Origin of the sequence: Paenibacillus ilasis, from assembly GCF_043195395.1 — a bacterium.
GTDB lineage: Bacteria > Bacillota > Bacilli > Paenibacillales > Paenibacillaceae > Paenibacillus_AQ > Paenibacillus_AQ lautus.
In genome coordinates, this window is the sequence record NZ_JBHDJG010000004.1 from 423,412 (window position 1) to 447,406 (window position 23,995).

At 51.5% G+C, this 23,995-nt stretch carries 20 protein-coding genes; 14 read left to right on the top strand and 6 right to left on the bottom strand.

The window, feature by feature from the left end; all coding sequences use genetic code 11:
* The first annotated feature begins 102 nt into the window (after positions 1-102).
* The 7 genes from pdaA (at position 103) to ACETK5_RS29380 (ending at position 9,791) form a co-directional block, all read left to right on the top strand.
* On the top strand, positions 103-897 hold the full coding sequence (gene pdaA / locus ACETK5_RS29350) for a delta-lactam-biosynthetic de-N-acetylase (protein ID WP_100541033.1): 795 nt from the start codon (positions 103-105) through the stop codon (positions 895-897).
* A gap of 153 nt (positions 898-1,050) precedes the next feature.
* Entirely contained in the window at positions 1,051-3,339 is a 2,289-nt protein-coding gene (locus ACETK5_RS29355) for an ATP-dependent DNA helicase (RefSeq protein ID WP_394059430.1), read from the top strand.
* Positions 3,340-3,752: 413 nt separating this feature from the next.
* On the top strand, positions 3,753-4,850 hold the full coding sequence (rsgA, locus tag ACETK5_RS29360; RefSeq protein WP_394059432.1) for a ribosome small subunit-dependent GTPase A: 1,098 nt from the start codon (positions 3,753-3,755) through the stop codon (positions 4,848-4,850).
* Between the two features lie 120 nt (positions 4,851-4,970).
* Positions 4,971-5,531: a MarR family winged helix-turn-helix transcriptional regulator gene (locus ACETK5_RS29365; protein WP_100541030.1), complete on the top strand. Its 561-nt coding sequence runs from the start codon at positions 4,971-4,973 to the stop codon at positions 5,529-5,531.
* An 11-nt stretch (positions 5,532-5,542) separates the two neighbouring features.
* Complete coding sequence (locus ACETK5_RS29370; protein WP_100541029.1) at positions 5,543-7,270, top strand: ABC transporter ATP-binding protein; 1,728 nt, start codon at positions 5,543-5,545, stop codon at positions 7,268-7,270.
* A complete protein-coding gene (locus ACETK5_RS29375) occupies positions 7,267-9,141 on the top strand; it encodes an ABC transporter ATP-binding protein (protein ID WP_394059435.1) in 1,875 nt (624 codons plus the stop codon). The genes ACETK5_RS29370 and ACETK5_RS29375 overlap by 4 nt, the downstream gene beginning before the upstream one ends.
* Positions 9,142-9,338: 197 nt before the next feature.
* Positions 9,339-9,791 carry a hypothetical protein gene (locus ACETK5_RS29380; RefSeq protein WP_100541027.1) on the top strand — a complete coding sequence of 151 codons (453 nt, stop codon included), beginning with the start codon at positions 9,339-9,341 and terminating at the stop codon, positions 9,789-9,791.
* A gap of 125 nt (positions 9,792-9,916) precedes the next feature.
* Here the strand turns inward: ACETK5_RS29380 and ACETK5_RS29385 are convergent, their stop codons facing one another.
* On the bottom strand, positions 9,917-10,105 hold the full coding sequence (locus tag ACETK5_RS29385; RefSeq protein WP_100541026.1) for a hypothetical protein: 189 nt from the start codon (positions 10,103-10,105) through the stop codon (positions 9,917-9,919).
* A 164-nt stretch (positions 10,106-10,269) separates the two neighbouring features.
* Complete coding sequence (locus tag ACETK5_RS29390; protein ID WP_100541025.1) at positions 10,270-11,823, bottom strand: FAD-dependent oxidoreductase; 1,554 nt, start codon at positions 11,821-11,823, stop codon at positions 10,270-10,272.
* 209 nt (positions 11,824-12,032) lie between these two features.
* Between ACETK5_RS29390 and ACETK5_RS29395 the strand changes: the two genes are divergently transcribed.
* The 4 genes from ACETK5_RS29395 to ACETK5_RS29410 all read left to right on the top strand — a co-directional run bounded on the left by ACETK5_RS29395 (position 12,033) and on the right by ACETK5_RS29410 (position 16,633).
* Positions 12,033-13,394 (top strand): spore germination protein, encoded by a 1,362-nt coding sequence (locus tag ACETK5_RS29395; RefSeq protein WP_394059438.1) that lies wholly within the window; start codon positions 12,033-12,035, stop codon positions 13,392-13,394.
* A complete protein-coding gene (locus ACETK5_RS29400) occupies positions 13,387-14,496 on the top strand; it encodes a GerAB/ArcD/ProY family transporter (protein WP_100541023.1) in 1,110 nt (369 codons plus the stop codon). Before ACETK5_RS29395 ends, ACETK5_RS29400 begins: the two co-directional genes overlap by 8 nt.
* Positions 14,493-15,602, top strand: coding sequence for a Ger(x)C family spore germination protein (locus ACETK5_RS29405; protein WP_100541022.1), 1,110 nt, complete (start codon positions 14,493-14,495; stop codon positions 15,600-15,602). Before ACETK5_RS29400 ends, ACETK5_RS29405 begins: the two co-directional genes overlap by 4 nt.
* Before the next feature lie 80 nt (positions 15,603-15,682).
* Complete coding sequence (locus ACETK5_RS29410) at positions 15,683-16,633, top strand: aldo/keto reductase family protein (protein ID WP_100541021.1); 951 nt, start codon at positions 15,683-15,685, stop codon at positions 16,631-16,633.
* Here the strand turns inward: ACETK5_RS29410 and ACETK5_RS29415 are convergent.
* From ACETK5_RS29415 to ACETK5_RS29430, 4 genes are all read right to left on the bottom strand, one after another.
* Positions 16,630-17,742 carry a diguanylate cyclase gene (locus tag ACETK5_RS29415; protein WP_100541020.1) on the bottom strand — a complete coding sequence of 371 codons (1,113 nt, stop codon included), beginning with the start codon at positions 17,740-17,742 and terminating at the stop codon, positions 16,630-16,632. The two genes, ACETK5_RS29410 and ACETK5_RS29415, sit on opposite strands and share 4 nt — an antisense overlap.
* 114 nt (positions 17,743-17,856) lie before the next feature.
* On the bottom strand, positions 17,857-18,954 hold the full coding sequence (locus tag ACETK5_RS29420; protein WP_100541019.1) for a sensor histidine kinase: 1,098 nt from the start codon (positions 18,952-18,954) through the stop codon (positions 17,857-17,859).
* Positions 18,947-19,642 carry a response regulator transcription factor gene (locus ACETK5_RS29425; protein WP_100541018.1) on the bottom strand — a complete coding sequence of 232 codons (696 nt, stop codon included), beginning with the start codon at positions 19,640-19,642 and terminating at the stop codon, positions 18,947-18,949. The genes ACETK5_RS29420 and ACETK5_RS29425 overlap by 8 nt, the downstream gene beginning before the upstream one ends.
* 122 nt (positions 19,643-19,764) lie before the next feature.
* Complete coding sequence (locus ACETK5_RS29430) at positions 19,765-20,769, bottom strand: D-alanyl-D-alanine carboxypeptidase family protein (protein WP_100541017.1); 1,005 nt, start codon at positions 20,767-20,769, stop codon at positions 19,765-19,767.
* Positions 20,770-20,970: 201 nt separating this feature from the next.
* Here ACETK5_RS29430 and ACETK5_RS29435 point away from each other — a divergent pair, with 201 nt between their 5' ends.
* The 3 genes from ACETK5_RS29435 to ACETK5_RS29445 all read left to right on the top strand — a co-directional run bounded on the left by ACETK5_RS29435 (position 20,971) and on the right by ACETK5_RS29445 (position 23,810).
* Positions 20,971-21,366, top strand: a complete 396-nt coding sequence (locus ACETK5_RS29435) for a Fur family transcriptional regulator (protein WP_009590342.1) — start codon at positions 20,971-20,973, stop codon at positions 21,364-21,366.
* Complete coding sequence (locus ACETK5_RS29440; protein ID WP_100541016.1) at positions 21,342-22,160, top strand: winged helix family transcriptional regulator; 819 nt, start codon at positions 21,342-21,344, stop codon at positions 22,158-22,160. The genes ACETK5_RS29435 and ACETK5_RS29440 overlap by 25 nt, the downstream gene beginning before the upstream one ends.
* 189 nt (positions 22,161-22,349) lie before the next feature.
* Positions 22,350-23,810 carry a catalase gene (locus ACETK5_RS29445; RefSeq protein ID WP_100541015.1) on the top strand — a complete coding sequence of 487 codons (1,461 nt, stop codon included), beginning with the start codon at positions 22,350-22,352 and terminating at the stop codon, positions 23,808-23,810.
* Positions 23,811-23,995 lie beyond the last annotated feature (185 nt).

The window sequence follows — 23,995 nt, forward strand, 5'->3', positions numbered from 1 at the left end:
CATAGTTTACTCCGAATTGTGGGATATTAGGTGATGCAACCCTTGTACGTTTTTCATGAGGGGGAATCAATCCATATCACAACAAAGAAGGAGAGAACGGATATGAAGAAACGTGATATCCTTCGGCCGGCCTTATCGCTTCTGGTGTGCTTGGCGGTGATGCTGTCCATATCGGGGGCGGCTTTGGCGGTAGGAAGCGGTCCGTTTCATTTTGGATTCAAAAAAAGCGTCAATGGCCAGCTGCCCTCCATCAACGAGGAGGGTTTTAAGGAGCTCCTGCAAAAATACGACGCGATCTTTATGGGCGATGCCGAGCAGAAGGAGCTGTATCTTACGTTTGATAACGGATACGAGAACGGATATACCTCCCGTATCCTGGATACGCTCAAAGAGAAGAAGGTGCCCGCCACCTTTTTCGTGACCGGACACTACGTAAAGACGCAGGAAGATCTGCTGAAGCGGATGACGGCGGAAGGCCATATTATCGGCAACCATTCCTGGAATCATCCGGATGTGACCACGATCTCGGCAGAGAAGCTGACCGAGGAACTGGAGCGGGTGAAGAAAGAGGTTATGCGCATAACCGGCCAGCCGGATATGAAATATTTACGTACGCCGCGCGGCATTTTCGATGAGCGGTCGCTGGCGACCAGCAAACAATTGGGCTATACCAATGTCTTCTGGTCGCTCGCTTATATGGATTGGGACGTGAAGTCCCAGCGTGGTGCGCAGTATGCTTATGATAAGGTAACCGCGCAGCTTCACCCGGGCGCTGTGATCCTGCTGCACTCGATCTCCAAGGACAACACCGAGGCGCTTGGGCGGATCATTGACGAAGCCAGGAACCGGGGCTATGAGTTCAAGAGTTTGGATCAGATGCAGAAGAAAGCCCCGTAAGCACATGCTGCTTACGCGTACAGCGTGCAGAACGCCATCCTGTCAGGATGCCTTCTGCACGCTTTTTGTTGCTGAATGAAGTTGGATGCTTCGCTTTCAGGAACGAATGTTTGGTATAATATCCTTCATAGAACATGAACGAAGGAGACCATCATGCCTCATACTATTCAAATATCCGTCAGGCCGCTGGTGGAATACGTCTTTCGCAGCGGCAGCATTACCTCCGGTTTTCGCACGGCGACATCCCTTACTGAGGGGACCCGAGCGCATCAACAGGTACAGCGTGATTATGGTGAGAACGATCAGAAGGAAGTTCAGCTTGAAGTAGAGATTCCTTACGAAGATCTGCTGTTTGTTGTGGAAGGCCGCTGCGACGGTCTGATTCAAGAGGAAGAGCGGATCATGATTGACGAGATCAAGTCGACCTCCGGCGATTTGGGCGAGATTACGGAGCACACGTACCCGGTTCATTGGGCGCAGGCCAAAATGTATGCCTATATGTACGCGAAGCTGCATGAGATACCGACGATGGCCGTGAGATTGACCTACTTCCAGGTCCCGAGCGGAGAGCGGAAGCAGTTCGTACAGGAATGGAGCTTCGCTCAGCTGGAATCCTTCGTATTGGAGGTCGTGGCGGCGTATGCGCCTTATGCCAACCTGCTGCGGGAGCATGGCGAGCGGAGGGATCGAAGCATCCGCGAACTGAAGTTTCCGTTTCCCGCCTACCGGGAGGGGCAGCGCAAGCTGGCCGGAGCCGTGTATAAAAGCATCGGTGAAGGCCGAAGATTGTTTGCCAAAGCGCCGACGGGCATAGGCAAGACCATATCCACGCTGTTTCCTTCGGTTAAAGCGATCGGCGAAGGCCTGTTATCGCGGATTTTTTATCTGACGGCCAAGACGATCACCCGAACGACCGCGGAAGAAGCCATGGCGCGTATGGAGCGTCAAGGACTCTGCATGCATACGGTCACGCTGACGGCGAAGGACAAGATTTGTTTCAGTGAAGCCGAGGGCTGCGGTCAGATGGGCTGCGTGTTCTCAGAGGGTTACTATGACCGGATTAATGGCGCCATACTGGATCTGCTCTCAAATGAAACGATGATTACGAGGCCCGTTATTGAAGAGTACGCCCGGAAGCATACGGTGTGCCCGTTTGAGTTCTCGCTGGATGCCGCGTACGCAGCCGATGCCGTCATCTGCGATTATAACTATGTGTTTGATCCGCGCGTATCCTTCAAGCGGATGCCGGAGGACGTGAAGAAACGCAGTGTGCTGCTCATTGATGAGGCCCACAATCTGGTAGACCGTGCGCGGGGAATGTTCTCGGCCGAGCTGAATAAATCGGCTTTTCTGGAACTGCAACGAGCATACAAGGAGAGTAATCCCGCGCTTTACAACGCGGCGAAGCGGGTGAATAACCGCTTTAAAGTGCTGCGCAAGGTCAGTGAGGAGGAAGAGCGGATTGTCGGGTCCCAGCAGCCGGAGATGATGGTTGAGCTGCTGGAGGATTTCTCGCTCCAGGCAGAGGCCGAGCTGATGACCGGCAAGAGCGGGGATGAGGCCGATGCGCTTCTGGAATGCTATTTTGCCGTGCAGGGGTATCTGCGCATCTCCAAGCTGTATGACGACCGCTTTGTCACGTATGCGGAGATGAGTCAGAGCGAGGTGTTTCTCAAGCTGTTTTGTCTGGACCCTTCTTATTTGCTCCAGCAAGCGGGAAAAAACTACCGCTCCAGCGTCTTCTTCTCGGCAACACTCATGCCGCTTGGATATTATCGCGACATGCTGGGAGCGGAGGAAGAGGACTACAGCCTCTCGATTCCCTCTCCCTTCTCTTCCGAGCAATTGGATGTTCGAATTTTGCCGTTATCGACGCGCTTTAAGGATCGGGAGCGCAATAGCGAGGCCATCGTCCGGATGCTGAGTGCACTGGTTCAGGAGAAGCCGGTGAATACCTTGATCTTCCTGCCGTCCTATCCCTACATGCAGGATATTCATGAGTCGTTTGCCCGAATGAATCCGGGAGCGCGTACCTTGCTTCAGGGGCATGGGATGAGCGAGGAGGAGCGGGAGGCATTCCTGAATGCTTTCCAGGCGGATGCGGAAGATCCGCTGATCGGCTTTGCCGTGATGGGCGGTATTTTCTCCGAAGGCATCGATCTGAAAGGAGAAAGGCTTTCGAGCGTTGTGGTCATCGGCGTTGGATTACCGCAGTTATCCTTCGAGAATGATATCATCAAGGATTATTTTGATCGCACCGGCAAGAGGGGATACGATTATGCCTATGTGTACCCGGGCATGAACAAAGTGCTGCAGGCCGGTGGTCGCTTGATCCGATCGGAGCAGGACAGCGGGACGCTGACGCTCGTGGATGACCGCTTTCTGAATCGCCAGTACGGGATGCTGCTGCCGGAGGAGTGGAGGCACTACAGGCGCATCTAATTTTTTCTTGAGATGTTGACACTTGGAAATACGAACTCTATAATACGGATATATTAATAAGCTGAAGGAGGCTGATGTCAGATGGTTATGATGCATAGTGGATGGGTCGCATTGACGTTGGTCTCTTTGGACGGGAAATTCTAATGGTAGCAGAGGTGTAAGGCATGTGACCTTACGTGTCTTTATCTCTATACCTAAGAACCCGCAGGAGACCGTGTTTGGTATCCTGCGGGTTTTTTGTGTCTATGCAAGGGGCGTGGTATGACCATGATCGGCTTGGCTGATGGGGATTAATGCCTTCTTCTTGCGTAGATTCAGATCAGCCGCAGATACAAATCTGCGGTTTTTTTTGTGTTTGATAACAACCAATCCAATAACGATAAGGGGATATAACGAATTTGACTAAACAAGACATGACCATGCTACAAGCCTATGGATGGAATGAAGAATGGAGTTTGATGGCAGAGCAGATGCCCCAGCACGATAAAGCGCTGGTACCCGCACGCATCACGGCCCAATTCTCGAAGCAGTACCGCATTATTACGCAAGAGGGAGAGCAGTCCGCGGTTGTCACGGGCAAATACGAATACGAAGCAGCCAGCAAAAGCGACTTTCCCGCTGTTGGCGATTGGGTCATGGTGGAGCCGCTGCAAGGGGAATCCCGTGCCGTCATTCATAAGCTGCTCCCCCGAAAGTCGGCGGTGACGCGTAAGGAAGCAGGAAGCGTGCCGGATGAGCAGATCATTGCCGCAAATATGGATACCGTGTTTATCATTAACGCGCTCAATAAGGATTTTAATGTTCGCCGAATAGAACGCTATCTGATTGCGGTCTGGGAGAGCGGAGCCGCACCGGTCGTGCTCCTTACCAAGGCGGACTTATGTGAATCGCCGGAAGCGTACGTCGCGGAGGTAGAGGCGGTTGCTCCAGGTGTGCCGGTCCATGCGGTAAGCTCCTTGATGGATCAAGGGAAGGAGCAGCTGCAGGCTTATTTGGTGCAAGGGAAGACGGTTGCCATTACGGGTACCTCCGGGGCGGGTAAATCCACCCTGCTGAACTGGTTGTCGGGCCAGGAGATGCAGCGAGTTCAAGGGATACGCGAAGAGGATGCAAGGGGACGGCATACCACGACGCACCGGGAGCTCTTCGTGCTGCCGGGCGGCGCGATTATGGTGGATACGCCGGGCATGCGGGAGCTGCAGCTGTGGGATTCGGAAGAAGGGTTCGAGGCGACCTTTGCGGACATTGCCACGCTCGCCCAGCAGTGCCGGTTCCATGATTGCCGCCATGAGACGGAGGCCGGCTGTGCAGTTCAGGAAGCGCTGCAGGACGGAACCCTGGATGCGAAACGATATGCGAATTACAAGAAGACGGAGCGGGAGCTGGCCCATATCGCCCGTAAAGAGAAGGTCAGCACCCGCCGCCAGAATAAGAGCTCAGGCAAGTCCTCGCGGAAGAGCGACAGAGACCGCAAAGGGACGTACCAGCAGCTTCTGTACGATGACGAATAATGGATGTTACGGAGGTCCGAAGTCGATTTGACTTCGGTCTTCTCCGGGTATATAGTTAGGTAACCAATTAAATTGGCAGGCTATCTATTTATTCGAGAGGTTGCAGAAAAGAGGTGGACCATGGAAGAGGATATACATCCAGATTTACATAAAGAGAACAACCGGTCAGAGGAAAGGGCTTCGCGAGAAGGACTGTGCATGAAGGGCGGCAGGCGAGAAGATAGCGTCGCCGGCAGGCTCTTGTACAGCATTCGCATGTTCCACAAGCAGGAATGGGATCAGCACTTGATTTCCGGCTACACGCCCGGCGAGATTCGCGTTCTGATGGGAATCAAACATCATATCGAGCCTGATGGTCCCGGCATGAAAGTGTCCGAAATCAGCAGCATGATGAATGTTACGTCACCGACGATCACTCAATTTATCAACGCTCTGGAGAGCAAAGGTTTGGTGGAACGGGTGATGGATGCACGGGATCGACGTGCGGTGCGCGTACAGCTTACCGAGGAAGGGAACCGCGTTGTCCAGGAAACCTACCAGAACGTCAGGAACAACTTTAACGAACTGGTGGATTTTCTGGGAGAAGAGGACAGCGTCAAACTGACCGAGCTGTTAACGAAGGTGTATCATTTTCACGAGCAAAAACGCAAACGAAGCGAAACGACATCAGACAACGAGTAGGGGTGGGGGATTTGTTAAAACTGTTTCACTACATGAAGCCGTACCGGACAGCGGTCATTTTTGTCCTGCTGTTCACATTTTTCCAGTGTCTGTCTGATCTTTACCTGCCGACCTTGATGGCAGACATCGTGGATTATGGCATCGTTGAGGGAGATGTGCCTTACATTTGGCGTGTGGGCGGCTTTATGCTCCTCGTAGCAGCAGGGGGCATGGTGTGCTCCATTGCCGCTAGTTATTTGGCATCCAAATCAGCTACGGGATTCGGGAAGATTGTTCGGGGCCGCGTCTTCTCCCATGTCGAGAATTTCACGCTGCAGGAATTTGACAAGATCGGTACGGCATCCCTGATTACCCGTACAACGAACGATATCACGCAGGTACAGCAGGTCACGATCATGATCCTTCGCATGATGGCGATTGCGCCGATGATGTGTATCGGGGGCATTGTGATGGCCGTGTCGAGAGACCCGGGACTGACCACGGTGCTGCTGATCGTCCTCCCTATTCTGGCGCTGGCCATTTTCCTCATCGCCAAAAAGGGGATTCCGCTCTTCAAAGCGATCCAGGTGAAGATCGATACGCTGAGCCGCGTGCTAAGGGAGAATCTGACAGGAATCCGGGTCATTCGTTCATTTAACCGGATGAATCATGAAACCGCCCGCTTTAATGATGCGAACGAGGATTTGACTGCCACCTCCATCAAAGTGAATAAAATCATGGGTGCGATGATGCCTGTCATGATGCTGGTCATGAATTTTGCGACACTGGCGATTGTTTGGTTCGGAGCCCATCGCATAGAGGGCGGGCATATGAAGGTCGGTGACCTTATGGCATTTCTCCAATATGCGATGATGATCATGTTCTCCCTCATCATGTTATCCGTCATGTTTGTCATGATTCCGCGTGCACAGGCATCGGCGGTTCGGATCAATGAGGTATTGAACATGATGCCGGAGATCCATGATCCGAAGCAGCCGGGCGAAACCGGCGTGGAGCACGGCTCGATTGAATTTCAGGATGTAACCTTCTATTATCCGGGTGCAGAGGAGCCGGCCATATCCGATATTTCCTTCCGTGCCGGGCCGGGTGAAATCACCGCGATTATCGGCGGAACCGGTTCAGGAAAATCAACGCTCATCAGCCTGATCCCTCGTTTCTATGACGTAACCTCGGGACGGATTCTTGTCAATGGTACAGATATTCGGGACATGCTTCAGGAGCAGCTGCGCAGCCGAATCGGATTCGTGCCGCAGAAGGCGCTGCTCTTCACCGGTACCATCGCGGAGAATATCCGCTATGGTAAAGAGGATGCAACAGACGAGGAGATCCGGCATGCAGCGAAGGTTGCCCAGGCGGCCGATTTCATCTCGTCCATGGAGGGCGGGTACGATGCCGAGATTTCGCAGGGCGGCAGCAACGTATCCGGAGGTCAGAAGCAGCGGCTCTCGATTGCAAGGGCGCTGGTTCGGAGACCCGAGATTTATGTGTTTGACGACAGCTTCTCGGCGCTTGATTTCAAGACGGACGCCAATCTTCGCGCAGCGCTCCGCGAGGAAACGACGGAAGCTACCGTTCTGATTGTCGCTCAGCGGGTAAGCACTGTCATGGACGCTGATCGGATTATCGTGCTGGATGAGGGACGCATTGCCGGCATCGGCACGCATGAGGAGCTTATGACTTCCAGCGATGTGTACCGTGAAATCGTCACTTCGCAGCTGTCAGAGGAGGAGATCGCATGAGTGAGAAGAAACGGGGAGGACATCCTCGGGGACCGGGCGGTCCCTTTGGCGGCGGCCCACACGGACCTGGAATGGCGGGGGAGAAAGCCAAGGATTTCAAAGGCACTTTTCGCCGGTTAACACGATATCTCAAACCGCATACCGGCAAGCTGCTGATCGTCTTGATCGCAGCTATTCTCAGTACGATATTCAGCATCGTGAGCCCGAAAATATTGGGGGATGCGACCACGATCCTGTTCAAAGGCTTCATGGCCAAGATGCAGGGCGTGCCGGGGGCCGGCATCGATTTTGACGCTATTCGGACGATCATGCTCTGGCTTGCAGGACTATATCTCTTAAGCTCGCTGTTTGCTTACATCCAGCAATATGTTATGGCCGGTGTGGCCCAGCGTACCGTGTATGATTTGCGAAAAGATGTTTACAACAAGCTCGGCCGATTGCCGCTTAAATATTTCGACGCCCGGACGCATGGGGAAACGCTGAGCCGGGTGACCAACGATATGGACAATATCAGCAGCACGCTTCAGCAGAGCTTGACGCAAATGATTACCTCCGTGGTCACGCTGGTCGGCGTCATCGTGATGATGCTCACGATCAGTCCGCTGCTGACGTTGGTGGTTATTCTGACCCTGCCGCTTAGCGTGGTGGTCACGATTGTGGTCGCCAAGCGCTCGCAGAAGCATTTTGTGGCGCAGCAGAAGCATTTGGGTGAGCTGAACGGACATGTGGAAGAAATGTACACGGGCCATAAAGTCGTGAAGGCCTTTGGCCGGGAACGACAGTCCATGGAGCAATTTGATGAGGTCAACGACAAGCTCTATGATGCGGGGTGGAGAGCCCAGTTTATATCGGGTACCATTATGCCGCTGATGGGTTTTGTCGGAAATATCGGTTATGTGATCGTCAGTGTTGTCGGCGGTGTGTTGGTTACCCGCAGAGCGATTGAGATCGGGGATATTCAGGCATTCATCCAATATTCACGCCAATTCACGCAGCCGATTACCCAGCTTGCGAATATCGCGAACGTCATTCAATCCACCATAGCATCGGCAGAGCGCGTATTTGAAGTGCTCGATGAGGAAGAAGAAGTGTCGGAGCATACAGCTCCGGCAGCGCTCAAGAAGCCGCTTGGCGATGTGTCATTCGAGAATGTGAGTTTCGGCTATAAAGCGGACCAGCTTCTGATCGAGGATATGAATGTGGACGTGAAGCACGGGCAAACGGTCGCCATCGTCGGACCGACCGGCGCAGGGAAAACAACGCTCATTAATCTGCTGATGCGGTTTTATGAGCTGAATAAGGGCAAGATTACGATTGACGGCACCGATATTACCGCTCTTCGGCGCGGTGAACTCCGCAGCCTGTTCGGGATGGTGCTGCAGGATACATGGCTCTTTAACGGGACAATCCGGGAGAATATCGGGTATGGGCGCGAAGGCGCCACGGAGCAAGAGATCATCCGGGCGGCGGAAGCGGCCCACGCGGATCACTTCATCCGGACATTACCGGAGGGCTACGATACCGTTCTGAACGAGGAGGCCTCCAACATATCGCAAGGACAGAAGCAGCTTCTTACGATTGCGCGCGCCATTCTGGCCGATCCATCGATTCTGATCCTCGATGAGGCAACCAGCAGCGTGGATACGCGGACGGAGCTCTATATTCAGAAAGCGATGAATGAGCTGATGAGGGACCGGACCAGCTTTGTCATTGCCCATCGGTTGTCCACGATCCGGGATGCGGACCTGATTCTGGTCATGAACAAGGGCAGCATTATCGAGAAGGGGACCCATGAAGAGCTGCTGTCTCAGGGCGGCTTCTATGCGGACCTGTATAACAGTCAATTCAGCGACCAGCATGAGGCTGGATAGCGAGGCGAGGATTGTCATCACAAGAAGACCCATTCGAGTGCGGAGTGGGTCTTCTTTTTTTAGATTTTTTTTTAGATTAATGAATGGTTTTTGGTAGGTTGAGAGTAAGCTGGCAGGCATATTTGATATTGCATTTTCATATGGTTCTTTTATAATGATGTTTATGTTTATATCTTTAAAGGGAGCCATGATCATTATTGAATAAGTCCGAACTGAACCGAATTACGCAAGAGCTTCTACGTCGGTCGGGCAGCAGTGTCACCGTGGAGATGGAGGCGTATTTTCCAGGGGGCCGGTTAATCGGCGGAAAATATGTCATGCATTCGCACAGCGTGACGATGTATACCGAAGTCATACGCCAGCAGTGTTTGCAGCTGTTTGGCACGCTTGAGCCGTTCCACGCCTATTTTGCGGTGGTATTTGCACATGAGCTGGGCCATTCGATGGACATGACCCTGACAGAGCTGTGCGACCGGATGGATCGAACGATGGATGAATGGGATCAGAGGCAGATCGCGCTTCAAATTGAGGAAAATGCTTGGAATAACGCCATACCTTGGATCCAGGATATCGATCCCGATTTCATACAGGTGATCGTGGATCAGTCGCTTGCGGCCTACCGCGAGGAGCCGGCACCGGAAATCGCCTAGGCTTACAAAGGCAATCCAGTCCCAGGTCATAACATGACACAGGCACCCGTCAGGGTGCCTTTTTGAAATTGTAAGAAAGGATAAACTCCAGAGACTTCCCATCGGGGGAGGCATGGAGATGGCTTCTAATATCGTATGTGATACAAGATAAAACCAAAGATGGCAGCCACCACAATGAAGGCACCTGCAGCAGCAAGGGTCATTAAACAATCGGTAAGCAGGCTCTGTTGCCGGATACCGCGCAGCTTCTCCTGTGCTTTTTTCTCCGAGACGTCCTCTTTAATTCGATCCAAATACTCAAGGCCTAGAACCATGGTTTTCCCTCCCGTAACGATTTGTAAGCTTATTATACCAGAAATATGTTATTTCTGGTTGAATTTAGGCCGCAACTGGTGTGTAGTCCCATGTTATAAAAAAGAAGTGAAGCTCGCATGGGCTTCACTTCTTTTTAGGTTAGGAGTCAGGCGATTGCGTCCGCTCAGCTCTCCGGATCCAACTGCTTCAATGGTTCAATGGCCGGCCCTTCGATCACTTCGCCATTATAGCGGTAGCGTGATCCGTGACACGGGCAATCCCATGAACGTTCGCCCTCATTCCATTCCACTTCGCAGCCGAGGTGGGTACAGGTCGTATCCACGAGATGGAGATTCCCTTGATCATCCTTGTAAGCTCCGGCACGCTGACCGTTATGGCGGACGACGGCGCCTTCGCCGGCCTTCAGCTCGGTTATATCGGCGTGGGACATCTCCACCTTGCCGGCAACGAAATCTTTGGCAACCAAAGCATTTTGCACGACAAACGTTTTGATGCTCGGGTCCGCGTGGAAGCGGGAGGGGTCGAAGACGTCGGCGTAACGGTTATCCTTCTCCAAGATTTGATCCGCGATGATGTTCGCGGCCAATGTTCCTGTTGTCATACCCCATTTCCGGAAGCCTGTCGCAACAAAGATCCGGTCCTGATTGGACGTGATCGGCCCGATGTAAGGCATATTGTCCAATGTAATCAGGTCCTGGGCCGACCAGCGGTAAGGAATCGCGGAAGCGCCCAATAGATTTCCTGCAAAAAGCTCCAGGTTTTCGTAATGCTGGTGGGTACAGATGCTGCGGCCCGTCGGATGATTCTCGCCCCCGACGATAACCAACTCCTGCCCGTTATAAGATGCTGACCGCAAGGAACGTGTAGGCTGATCCACGCTTAGGTACATTCCTCCCGGATAAGCGGTTTCGGGTTTGACTGCAATGGCATAGGAGCGTTCCACATGCAGCCGCGTGAAGAACAATCCTTTGGCGTCAATGAACGGAAAATGAGACGCGGATACTGCGTGATTGCAAGTAATCCGGTGACCGCCCCGTTTGGTCAGCAGCGTGATCGGTCCATCGGTTTCGGCCTTTTCGTCCATGGTCGTGTTCTCGTAAATCCGTCCTCCAAGCCTTAGGAACTCTTCTGTCAGATGCTTCAAATACTGCAGAGGATGGAACCGATACTGCCCGGGCATCTTAATGGCTCCCCGAATCGACATAGGGAGGGGAAGGCTTTCCTGCCATTCTCCCGGAATGCCGAGTTTCTCATAGGCCTTGATTTCGTCTTCCAGCTTCGAGAGATACTTGTCCTCCTGCTGAGCGTAAATATGGGCATCCTCCAGCTTCAGCCCAAATTTCTCTTCGTCTCCGCCAATAATATCTCTAATGAATTCAATCGCTTCCCGATTTCCTTCGTAGTAGAGCCTCGTTTTCTCCTCTCCAAAATGATTCATGAACTCATGATAGATCAGCCCATGCTGTGCCGTAACCTTAGCTGTTGTATGACCGGTGGTTCCGTTCAGGATTTGCCCTGCTTCGATCAGCACGACATCCTTACCAGCCTTGGCAAGTAGATAAGCGGTCGTAATGCCGGTTATGCCGGCTCCGACGATGGCTACATCCGTCTCAATATCCTCGGCTAAGCGGGGGAAAGCGGGCAGTTCGGTTGTCCCTCTCCACAGCGACTCCGGATATTGCGGTAGTTCTTGATGCGATGAATTGGTTGGGTTCATTCACGATTCCTCCTCAGTTTCTACGGGCGTTGCCCTTAAACACAGACTCTTGTCTTCATTATTACCACTTGGGAATGATTAGAAACGAGCAGAATTCCATTCGGTATTCATAAGTTTCCTGGAGGATTGTAAATATTTTGGGACATTTGTGCAGAATCTAAAGAAACCGCGGAGATTTGGGATTATGTGAAAAAGAGGGGTGGTATATCATGACCAGCGAACAGCATCTAAATGCGGATCAGGCCAAGAAATGTCTGCAAGAACATTTCCATGATATCGGGGATATAGAACATCGAGAGCTGAAAAATGAAGGTGGCCATGCGTTACTGATTTATTTTAAAAGCATGTGTGACCCTATCATGATTAACGATAATTTGATTAACCGTTTCTATGAGCTGAACTCCTTGGACTTATACGACCAATTCATCCGATCCTTTCCCTCAAGCCTGGAGCCGAAAGATGAGCAGGAATTGCTTCGTAATATGCTTAGGGGCTGCGTAGCCATATTCATTGGGGAAAACGTGCTCCTGTTTGACGCCGTACTGGTTAATGCAGGCCCCATTCAACCCGCCAGTACAGAGAACGTCATTCAGGGTCCCGATGATTCGTTTACGGAAAATATCGAGGTGAACCTGAACCTGATCCGCCATCGTTACCAAACTGCGAATTTGAAGACGGAATTCATGACCGTCGGGAAAATATCGCAGACCCGAATCATCATTATGTATGATGCCTGCAAAGTGGAAGAAACGGTATTGCAGGAGCTTAGAAAGCGATTGTCCGAGCTCAAAGCGGACATCGTGCAATCGGCTGCCGAAATCGAGAGACATACGATGCATCCTAAATTTCGTCTGTATCCAACACTCATGCTGACCGAGCGTCCTGACCGGGCCGTATTGAATATAAATCAAGGAAAAATTGCCGTGTTGATGGATTCAACGGGGTATGCCCTTCTATTGCCAGCCATTTTCAATGATTTCTTTACGGCGATGGATGACAAAATACAGCTTCCCCCGATCGGCTGGTTTCTCAAGGGGATCCGGTATATCGCCTTGTTTACGACCGTACTTATGCCGAGTCTGTACGTGGCATTCACGTCGTATAATCCGGAAATATTGAGGATGCAGGTTACGCTGCTTATTGCGGGAAGCCGGGCTACGGTGCCGTACCCATCCTTTTTCGAAGTGATCTTCATGCTGCTGGCGATGGAATTTCTGACGGAAGCAAGTGTCCGTCTGCCCAAAGCGATTGGTCAGACCGCAACGACGGTAGGGGGTCTCATTCTGGGGACCGCTGCAACAGAGGCGGGATTAGTCAGCAACATCATGATCATTCTGGTTTCCGCCGTCGCGATAACGAATTTCGTGATCCCGATTACGATGATGAGCTCAGGCATCCGCGTCACGAAGTATTTGTTCATTGTCCTGGCCACCTTCTTTGGCTTGGTCGGCATCGTTTTGGGCATGGTGGCGATGATTATGTACCTTACGAGCCTCCGATCCTTCGGCAAACCCTACTTAAAGATGTTTGCTATGGATTGGAAGAAGAAAGGAGATCAGCGAAGTGGTTAGAAATAAATATTTTTATTACCTCTTCCTGCTCAATGCAACCATCAATCTGATTAATTATGTCCCCCGGATTTTAATTACGGACCGCTTTGACGGTGCGCTGATGTCGATTCTCGTGTCCATTCCGATTGGGACGCTGCTGATGTTTACCTTCGTGAAACTGATTCAGAAATTTCCGGGGCAAGGGCTGCCGGAGATTTTTCGCTCGGTTATGTCCAAGTGGACATCGGGTATCCTGCTTTTTTTATACGGACTCGCGTGGTTTTTCTCCAGCGTCATTACCTTGGTAAGCTTCGTTGATATTACCTCTCGCTACATTAGTCCGGATGTGTCTCCCTATATCGTTCTGATAGGATTTCTGGTGGTGGTTGGACTTAGTGCCAGACTGGACTCCGAGTCCATTATATATGCCCTGGAGATGATTCTGTACATCTGTGTTCCTGTTATCGCCTACATGTCATGGCGTATCTTCAGCAACCCCTATTTCAGCTGGGATGCCGTAAGGCAGATCATTACCTATGCATGGAATATGCCCAATTACGAAACGGTGGCGGCCGCAACCTTTATTTTTACGGGCTACGTGAACATGGTGATATTCAATCGGATCTTTCACCGATTCAGAGTGCGCCATGTTTGGGCAATTGTGGGGGTCAGTATAATTACCCTTCTGGTTTCGATCTTTGCACCCATTGGCATATTAGGCGCTGCGGGCGCAGGAGGACACGTGTACCCTGCCTTCTCGACGGTGGACTCGCTGCGGATTCGTTATTTCATCATTGAACGGATGATATATGTCTTCTACGTGGTGTATATGTGTCTCTCCCTCGTGAATTCCATCATCCACTGGCATGTGGGTAAGGAACTCATTCTGGGAAGCTTCGGATTAAAGGTCGATAAGGGGGAAGCGATGTCTAAACGGAGGAAAATCGAATGGTGGGTGCTGCTCCTCTTTTCCCTGATTACCTTCGGCACGTCGTTTATCGTGAATCAATACATATTAAATGATATGGCGATTGTCTTTCTGGACGTCCGGTTCGCGGGTGAATTTCTGCTCATTGCCCTGTTATTCTATGCGGTATGGAGGAAAAGGAGGAAGAAGGCATGAAAGACCTAAAACGCTGGCTGGTCTGGCTCATGTGCTGCTCTTTTTTGTTGGTGTCGGGATGTGATTTTAGGGATATCGATCTGAGGCTTTTTGTTGTGTCCATCGGTATTGACGTCTCTGAGAAAAGCCCCGATATGAACCGATTTACCTTCAAAATGGCAATTCCTTCGGGAGACCCGAAAACCGGGGATAAAAAATCACTGCTTATTACGCAGGAATCGACAAGTATTGCGGAAGCGATCAGGGAGGTCAAATCCAAGGTGGATAAGGAGCTGGACTTTGGTCATTGCAAAGGGGTCATGTACGGCGAGGCCTATGCACGGAAAAATATCAGCAAAATCCAGGACTGGACCGTTCGGAGGCGGGACATGCAGCTCTTAATGTATCCAGCCGTCGCAGTACCTACGGCAGAAGCCGTATTAAAGACGGATCCTCCAACGGAGCGGATTGCCGGAAACGCAATATTTCTGGCGCTCAGCGAGGAGGGGACGGAATCTCCCTTCATTATTAAGGCATACTCCTTCGATTTGTCCCGCCGAATGTTAGAGGAAGGGGAAGATCCGGTCCTGCCCGTTGTGGAAACTACCGCTGACAAGATCCTGAATATCGACAAATTAGCCTTGATGGATAAGAACAAGGTGAAGGTGATTCTGACGCGGGATGAAACCAGGCTGTTTAACCTGTTGGATCGTCGTAATCTAAGCACGAATTTCGGGACGAAAATTGACGGCCAATTGCTTGAAGTCAACACGGATAGAACCCGAGCAAGATACAAGATCGTAACGGATAAACCAGGGGAGGAAACCATTGATTACAAGATTCGGATAACCGCGATTTTGGAAGAGAAAGAAAACCCTGCGCAATTAGATCCGAAGGATCTGCGTAAGATCGAAGAGCAGTTTAGCAAGGAACTATCGCAAGCTGTGAAAAACGTGTTGGAGAAAATTCAGAAAACGGGTCTGGACCCGTTAGGTTTCGGCCTTCGGTATGGAGGTACGCACTGGAACAACCAGACGGAGATGGAGGAGTGGCGCACCATTTATCCCCATGCCAAGTTTAATGTATCGGTCAAGTTTAAAATAAAGTCGACCGGTTATAAACGTTAAACAAGGCACAACTGTCTATCGTACTGGAAGATGTTACAATAAAGAATAAGCATCTATCTTGTATGAAGGAGGTTTCACATATGGAGTTTAGAAGAGTGGGCGGTAGCGGATTGAAGGTTAGCGATATCAGTCTCGGGAGCTGGCTGACGTACGGGGGATATGTGGAACGGGAGAATGCGGTGAAATCGATTCAAACCGCATATGGACTCGGCGTTAATTTTTTTGATACGGCAAATGTGTATGCCCAGGGGGCGGCTGAAGTGGTTGTCGGGGAAACCTTAAGAGCCTTCCCAAGGGAATCCTATGTCCTGGCCACGAAGGTATTCGGCAAGATGGGGGACGGACCCAATGATCAGGGACTTTCCCGCAAACATATTAGAGAGCAGTGCGATGCGAGTCTGAAGCGGCTGGGTACCGATTACGTCGACATCTATTACTGTCATCGATATCATGAAGAAACCCCGCTAGAGGAAACGCTGCGGGCGCTGGATGACCTTGTCCGCCAAGGCAAGGTGCTCTATATAGGAGTCAGTATGTGGACCGCTGCCCAGATGGAAGCGGCACTGGCCGTTGCGGATCGCTATTTGCTGGATCGCATCGTGGTGAATCAGCCGCTGTACAACATGTTCGAGCGCAAGATCGAAGAGGAAATTATCCCGTTAGGCGAGAAGAAGGGCATTGGTCAAGTGGTCTATTCTCCTCTTGCTCAAGGACTTCTGACTGGCAAGTACGCCTCCAAGCAAGCCGTGCCGGAGAACAGCCGCGCATCGAAGATTGGAGCCGACCGGCTCAAAATGAGTGAAGACCGCATTCAGAAGGTGCAGGCACTGGGCCTCGTTGCAAGCGAGTTGGGTATGACCGTCGGCCAACTGGCCTTGGCCTGGATTCTGCGTCAGAACAATGTAGCCAGTGCGCTGGTGGGTGCCAGCCGTCCGGAGCAGGTGGAAGAGAATGTGAAGGCCTCCGGTATGAAGCTGTCTCCGGATACGCTGACTGCCATTGAAGAAATACTGAAGGCGGATCCGAATTAAGAAAGAATCAGATCATGGATCTCGGGGGCGGAGCATACGCGGTTACGCCCGCTGTCCTTGGCTCGGTACAGCTCGCGGTCCGCTTGTTGCAGCAGCTCCTTGGCATTTTTCGACCGGATCGTATCGGGGTGCACAGCAGCTCCGATCGACACCGTGATCTGAATCTTGGTTCCGTCTTCCAGGACAAAGATATGATCCGCTACGGCCGCCCGGATTCGCTCTGCAATAGCGGCAGTCTCGTCGATGGTCGCTTCCGGGACCAGCACCGAGAATTCTTCCCCGCCGTTGCGGGACACTTCGTCAAAAGAACGGGAATGCTCCCTCAGCACTTTGCTGAGCTGCTGCAAAACGGCATCTCCGGCCGCATGGCCGTAGGTGTCGTTTATTTTTTTGAAATGATCGATGTCCACGACAAGAACACCCAGCCGTTCGCTGAAATGCTGGGCTTCGAGAAAACGTTCCGATAACAGCTGCTCGAACTGGCGCAGATTGTGAAGACTGGTCAAGTAATCCGTCTCCGCATTTTTCTTCATCTGCAGAAATAGTTGATTGGATGTGTTGATATACTCGGTCAGCATGTAGATGACCACCGTGGCGAGCATGGATATGATGAGGTGCTGCGTGAAGACGGTATACACCTTGTGGTGGTCCGGGATATTCATCCACATAATACATAGGAGCACCAGCATGCTCGACATACTCATGAGCAGCATTTTGCCTAAACGTTCCCAATGCATACGAGAAAGCATCCCGCAGATGATGCCGATCAGCAGCATGCCGGCTCCCGCAATGGCAGAGGAAGTTGACATGCCGAACAGGATCAGCCGCCCGAGTGCAATCAGCACGCCGGCAATCAGGGAGGGAAGCCAGCCTAAGTAGCTGGCGATCACGACAATGGCTAGATGCCGCAAGTCCGCAAAAAACCGCGGGTCAATCGGGAAAGAATAGTACATCAAGATGATCCCGTAAATGCCAAAGAGGAGGCCGGCGTTGATCTTAACGTGGATGGACGGTGTCACAACACCTGCTACATATTTTTTGGACAGCAGTCCGGATAAGTATAAGAAAGTCACAAATATACAAAAGTTGGTAAAAAGTATATTGGTCATGGGGGATCATTCCTTTCATGTACCTTGCGCAAGGGCGGCAAGGCGATGAAGACATTCACCCCCTATTTTATCGGAAAATGGAATTGTATGTCGAATATTAAATGTTTTATTTTGTTAATTCTCAGGAGCCTCTAAAGGTAGACGAACCTCGAACATCGTCAGCTCCGTAGTACTGGTCACTTGAATCGTGCCGTGATGGGCATCCACGATGGTTTTTACGATAGCCAAGCCAAGCCCGGAGCCCCCGGTTTGATCAGTGCGCGATTCATCCGCCCGGTAGAACCGCTCGAACAGATGGGGGATTGCGTGCTGAGGGATCGGAGGACCGTAATTGATGACCTGTACGACGGCAAAATTCGGGTCCTGAGATACTTTCAAATCCACCCGCCCGGCATCCCGTCCGTGCCGTACCGCATTGGACAGCAGATTCTCGAAGGTGCGCATCAGTTTATCCCCGTCCGAGGAGATCATGATTTTCTCCGTTTCAGGTGTGAAGACGACCTGAACTCCTTCTTGCTGCCCGGTTAATGAAAAGTCTACGGCCAACTGTGCGAGCAGCTCCACCAAATTAATGTCAACCCGGTTCATCGGGGAGTATCCCATCCGTGTGTATTCAAACAAATCGTTCACGAGTCCGCCTAGGCGCAGCGACTTATCGTACGCGATATCGGTATAATACCGGAGCTCGACCTCATCCTTGTAATGGTCTTCATTGACCAGTCGCAAGTACCCGATGATGGAGGTGAGGGGGGTCCGCAGATCATGCGATACGTTGCTGATAAGCTCGTTCTTGGACTGGACGGCCATGCGTTCCTCCGCCAGCGATAGCTTGAGCTGCTTGGCCATTTGATTGATTTGCGTTGCCATCAGGCCCAGTTCGTCATTGGAGCTAACGATAATCTCTTGATCCAATTCGCCCTTCGCCAAACGCTTTGTACCCTCCATTAACTGATTGATTTGACGAATGGTGCCTTGACTCAGGAGGAGCACCATACAGATAAACAGCACGATGCCGATGATCGTCGGGATGATGGGGAAACCGAAGAAATCCTCCAACGTACGATCAACTCTGAAAAGGGTGTTTACCCAGGGCTCCTTCCAGTATTCCCGGCCGATCAATCGGAAGATCTGCTGCGCGATGAACAGTATGGCCAAGGTCAGGGCTCCGCTGGCAAAGAACAGTGTAATGATCTTCCACTGCAGCTTACGCATGGATTTTGTACCCGACGCCCCATACCGTTTGAATGAGCTTATAACCCAGCTCCCTCTCGAGCTTGTCCCGCAGGTTGCTGATGTGAACCATGACTGTATTATTGGATACGTAATATTTCTCCTTCCAGACCTGCTGGAAGATATCCTCGGCGCTAAAGATTCTCCCCGGCTGGCGGGCAAGCAAATACAGAATCTCGAATTCTCTTGCCGTCAGAGAGATTGCTTTGCCATTGGCCGTTACTTCATGCGTTGTCCGGTTTATGTCGAGCCCATCAATCTCGATCCGCTCGCTGTCCTCCCGATGCAGTTCGGCATTGTACAGAGTGGAGCGTCGCAGCAGTGTTTTGACGCGCGTCGTCAGCTCCAGCGGATTGAACGGTTTAATCATATAATCATCCGCGCCGGTCATCAGCCCCAGTATTTTATCCATGTCCTCACTCTTGGCGCTCAGCATCAGGATGGGTATGGACGAGGTTTCCCGGATTCTGCGACAGGTGTCAATCCCGTTCAGCTTAGGCATCATGACGTCCAGGATTACGAGATCCACCGTCCCGTTATTGGTGGTCATGGCCAGCAGTGCTTCCTCCCCGTCATGGGCTTGGATCACACGGTAACCCTCATTCTCCAGATAGATGGAGATCAGCCCGGAAATTTCCTTATCATCATCTACGATTAATATACTTCTCATTAAATTATCCTCCAGTAAATCCGCCCATTGGAAATGATCATTCCTTACGAACAGTGTACCCTAAATGGAGCCCATAAAGTGCAGCTTGGCCTTCAAAATCGTGAGTTCTATGATGACGATGATTAAAAAAGGCCGGATAGGAGATTCGAAAGAATACCTTGACGTTCAAATCCGTAATCCATCAGTTTCCGAGTTTCCGTAAACCGCTGATCGGCATTCCCGGTCCCCATCACGACGGAAATCAGCCGGTTTCCGCCACGCGACGCAGTCCCGGTAAAGCAATAACCGGCAGAGCGGGTGTATCCGGTCTTAAATCCGTCATTACCTTCGTAAGAATGCGGTTCGCCGGGTAGCATGAGATTGGTGGTATGCAGGGAAAGCTTCTTCTGCGGAACAGGCAAATCGCGCTGGCTGGTTACCTCGAGCAGATCCGGATGTTTGTTGACCAGCCATCTGGCCAGCATGGCTGAATCCCTGGCCGTCATGACGGTATCGCCGTCGGAGGCCGCTTCGGCAAAGGGAAGAAGGTCAGCGGCAGGCAAACCGGATGCATTGGCGAATACGGTGCGGTCCGAAAGGCCGATTTCCTTCGCTCGTTCATTCATGGTCTCCGCGAACCGGGCCTCCGACCCGCTGAGATGCTCCGCAATAGCTACGGCCGCATCATTGGCCGAATGGATAATGAGTGCTTCGAACAGCTGCTTCAGCGTGTAACGTTCGCCTTCATGCATACCGATGCCTGAACCGGGCACCTCTGCCGCATAGCGGCTGACCGGTACGTTCTCTTCCCAAGCATGCTGCCCGGATTGGACGGCGTCCAGCACCAGCAGCTCTGTCATCATTTTGGACATGCTCGCGGGAGGTAAGGGGAGATCGGCATGCATCGCATAGAGCACGCGGCCGGTATCCGCATGAATCAGGATGGCCGAACTGGCTTTGATGGGAGGCGGAATAAATATCCTTGCGATGAACACAACCAACAGAATGGCGACAAACAGTAGTAGGAGCAGACTTAAACGTGCGTGCCCCTTGCGGCGTATTCGTTTGGTTCGAAGCGTGCCGGTTTGCTTCCGGGATAAATCAGGGGATGACGGAAATTGACGGGGATGCTTGGCTATGGAATCCATGGCGCTCGATCGCCTCCTTTGGCGGATTATACAATTCATCGTGTATGTATGTTCTAATTCTAGCCAAACAAGCTAAAGGAATTTTTAATTGAATCTAAAGAAATCTTAAAGATTACCAGCAGCGATTTCGGCACGGGTTGTTGACCTTGGAGAGAATAGGATTTATACTTGATCTAAAAATAAATTAAAAGGGTGAATACCTTGAAATCTTTAAATCTGACGACACAACGCCAAGCGGTGTACGATGTCCTTCGGGAATCGCATGATCATCCGACTGCTGCGGATATCATGAACCGACTGGTGGAGAAAGGTTATAATTTGGCGTACGGGACGGTTTATAATTCCCTGCGTTATTTGACGGATAAGCAGCTGATCCGAGAATTGAAGCTGGGCGAGAGCGCGAGTCGGTACGATGCCCGTACTGACGAGCATCAACATATTATTTGTGAAGTTTGCGGGAAAGTGGACGAGGTCATGACGGAGGTGCCAGAGGATTGGGCTGCTACGGTAGCCGGTGAAACCAACTACGTTATCCATCATGCTCACGTCGTATTCGGGGGGGTGTGTCCAGAATGTCAAATCAAACGGAAGAAATGACGGAACTGGGAAAGGTCTATGCGTTTCCGGATTTCCAATCCGGCAATCTGTATGTTCGTCCGGAGTCGCCGATGGCAATCGGGGATGCTTGTCCCACAACGCTGCGGGCTGCATTGATCAGCCGTTCCCCGGGACGGGTGAACGAAATGTTCATGACCTTGACGGAGAACTGCTTCGAGGTGATGATGTTCCGTAAATGGGAACCGCGTCTGCAGTCAGCCCTGAACACGGGACTGATTATCGCCGATATGACGGGCTGCCGGAACATGGCGGCGTTCAATAAGGAGAAGGAGCTGCTGCTGCCGGAACATTCCTCGATTCCGATCTTGTACCTGGTTGGCGAGGAGCTCATGAGCAAAGCGGGCTCCAGCCTGTTGAATGAAGAGCTTATGGTATGGCCGGCCCGTTCCAAAGATACGATGATGTATCAGGTGCAGCGAACCATTCGATTGTTCTCTCCGGCTGCCGGATTGTCGGGTGGGGAAGAGGTCATGCGTGGCCTCGTCTATAAAGATTTATCCATTGATCGGGATAAAATGACCATCCACCGGGGCAGCACGCCTATTCATTTGACCAAGACAGAGTATCATTTGCTGATGCTCCTGCTGGACAGCGAAGGAGCCGTATGCACGCGTGAGGACCTGATGTGCAAAATTTGGGATACAGATTTTATGGGCGGCAGCAATGTGGTTGACGTCCATATCAAAAGCTTGCGTAAAAAGCTGAGCGACAACGCGGGAGCCCCGCGATACATTGCAACGGTTAGAGGAGTGGGATACCGCCTGGCGGACTAATCCCCCTCCTTTTTTTTGTCCATTCACGAACTCAAAAATGGATTCATCCGAACTTCATATAACGATCATAGAAGGGTCATATAACACTCATGCGACAATCATGATCCAATGGATTCTCCAATGATACAATCAATTCATAAATTTAGATTCAGTCTAAAATCAATTATAGAAATGATGGAGGGTTCATATATGGATAGAATGACAACCAATCAAGGGGCTCCAGTTGGAGATAACCAAAATTCCAAAACGGCAGGGCGCCGCGGACCGACGCTGCTTGAGGATTATCATCTGATCGAGAAAATCGCCCATTTCGACCGTGAACGGATTCCGGAGCGGGTCGTTCATGCCCGCGGGGCAGGTGCACACGGCACATTTGTTGTGGAGAATGACATGAAGCCTTATACGAAAGCGGCCTTTCTGCAGGAAATCGGTCAGGAAACGCCTGTGTTCGTTCGCTTCTCCACGGTGATTCATGGAACAGGGTCACCCGAAACGGCACGCGACCCGCGCGGATTTGCCGTGAAGTTCTATACGGAGGAGGGCAACTATGACATTGTAGGGAACCATATTCCGGTCTTCTTTATTCGGGACGCAATCAAATTCCCCGATATGGTGCATTCCTTGAAACCTTCGCCGGAGACCAACATCCAGGAGCCCGGCCGGTACTGGGACTTCATGACGCTGTCTCCGGAATCCACGCATATGATGACCTGGGTGTTCTCCGATCATGGCACACCAGCAAACTATCGGGAGTTGGATGGCTTCAGTGTCCATTCCTTCAAGTGGGTGAATAGCGAAGGCAAAGTGAGCTACATTAAATACAAGTGGGAATCCGCACAGGGCGTGAATACGCTGAATGCAGACGAAGTGGTCGAAGTCCAGGGTAAGGACTTTAATCACGCCACCCGTGATCTTCGTGAGCACATCGCAAACGGGAATTTCCCGAAATGGCGCCTGCAGGTGCAGCTGATGTCCCCGGAGGAAATGGATGAATTATCCTTTGATCCGCTGGATCCTACAAAGACCTGGCCGGAGGATCGCTTCCCGTTCGTGACGGTCGGCACCATGACTTTGAATCGCAACCCGCAGAACTTCTTTGCAGAGGTTGAGCAGGTCGCTTTCTCCCCAAGTGCATTGGTACCAGGCATCGAGCCGTCTGAGGATAAATTGCTGCAAGGCCGGCTATTCTCTTACCCGGATACGCAGCGTCATCGACTGGGAGCCAATTATTTGCAGATCCCGATCAACTGTCCATATGCTCCTGTGCGTAATCATCAACGTGATGGCTTGATGAATGTGAATCAAGATCCGTCGCCGGTGAACTATGAGCCGAACAGCTATACAACGGGCCCTGTGGAAGACCCTTCCGTTAATGAGAGCGAAGCTCCGCTGACCGGTCATGTCGTTCGCCAGCGCATCGAGAAAACGGATGATTTCACCCAAGCCGGGGAATTGTACCGTTCGTTTACGGAGCAAGAGAAGGATCATCTGCTCCGCAATCTGGTTGACGACCTGAGCCAGGTCAAATCTGATATTCAGCTCCGTGCCGTATGCAATTTCTACCGTGCCGACGCCGAATATGGCGCAAGACTCGCTGCCGGGCTTGGTGTAGACCTGAGTGGATTCATACCTTCCAATCAGTCGAAGTAACGTAATCAGAACTATAAGAGCCAGCCATCTTTGTTTCCGCTGTGCAGGATGGATGGCCTTTATATAGACGGTGATCTCTGATCGCCGCCAAGAGGGGTGCCTTTTTAACAAGGGCGCCCCTCTTTTTATGGAATTAATTACCTATACACACTACATAATGAATGGTTCAAGAGATGCCGATAAGT

Coding starts and splice junctions, on each gene's coding strand:
- ACETK5_RS29445 (WP_100541015.1), top strand. CDS start 22,350: ATGGATAGAATGACAACCAATCAAGGGGCTCCAGTTGGAGATAACCAA.
- ACETK5_RS29355 (WP_394059430.1), top strand. CDS start 1,051: ATGCCTCATACTATTCAAATATCCGTCAGGCCGCTGGTGGAATACGTC.
- ACETK5_RS29365 (WP_100541030.1), top strand. CDS start 4,971: ATGGAAGAGGATATACATCCAGATTTACATAAAGAGAACAACCGGTCA.
- ACETK5_RS29430 (WP_100541017.1), bottom strand. CDS start 20,769: ATGGATTCCATAGCCAAGCATCCCCGTCAATTTCCGTCATCCCCTGAT.
- rsgA (WP_394059432.1), top strand. CDS start 3,753: ATGACCATGCTACAAGCCTATGGATGGAATGAAGAATGGAGTTTGATG.
- ACETK5_RS29410 (WP_100541021.1), top strand. CDS start 15,683: ATGGAGTTTAGAAGAGTGGGCGGTAGCGGATTGAAGGTTAGCGATATC.
- ACETK5_RS29415 (WP_100541020.1), bottom strand. CDS start 17,742: ATGACCAATATACTTTTTACCAACTTTTGTATATTTGTGACTTTCTTA.
- ACETK5_RS29375 (WP_394059435.1), top strand. CDS start 7,267: ATGAGTGAGAAGAAACGGGGAGGACATCCTCGGGGACCGGGCGGTCCC.
- ACETK5_RS29425 (WP_100541018.1), bottom strand. CDS start 19,642: ATGAGAAGTATATTAATCGTAGATGATGATAAGGAAATTTCCGGGCTG.
- ACETK5_RS29440 (WP_100541016.1), top strand. CDS start 21,342: ATGTCAAATCAAACGGAAGAAATGACGGAACTGGGAAAGGTCTATGCG.
- ACETK5_RS29385 (WP_100541026.1), bottom strand. CDS start 10,105: ATGGTTCTAGGCCTTGAGTATTTGGATCGAATTAAAGAGGACGTCTCG.
- ACETK5_RS29395 (WP_394059438.1), top strand. CDS start 12,033: ATGACCAGCGAACAGCATCTAAATGCGGATCAGGCCAAGAAATGTCTG.
- ACETK5_RS29390 (WP_100541025.1), bottom strand. CDS start 11,823: ATGAACCCAACCAATTCATCGCATCAAGAACTACCGCAATATCCGGAG.
- ACETK5_RS29405 (WP_100541022.1), top strand. CDS start 14,493: ATGAAAGACCTAAAACGCTGGCTGGTCTGGCTCATGTGCTGCTCTTTT.
- pdaA (WP_100541033.1), top strand. CDS start 103: ATGAAGAAACGTGATATCCTTCGGCCGGCCTTATCGCTTCTGGTGTGC.
- ACETK5_RS29420 (WP_100541019.1), bottom strand. CDS start 18,954: ATGCGTAAGCTGCAGTGGAAGATCATTACACTGTTCTTTGCCAGCGGA.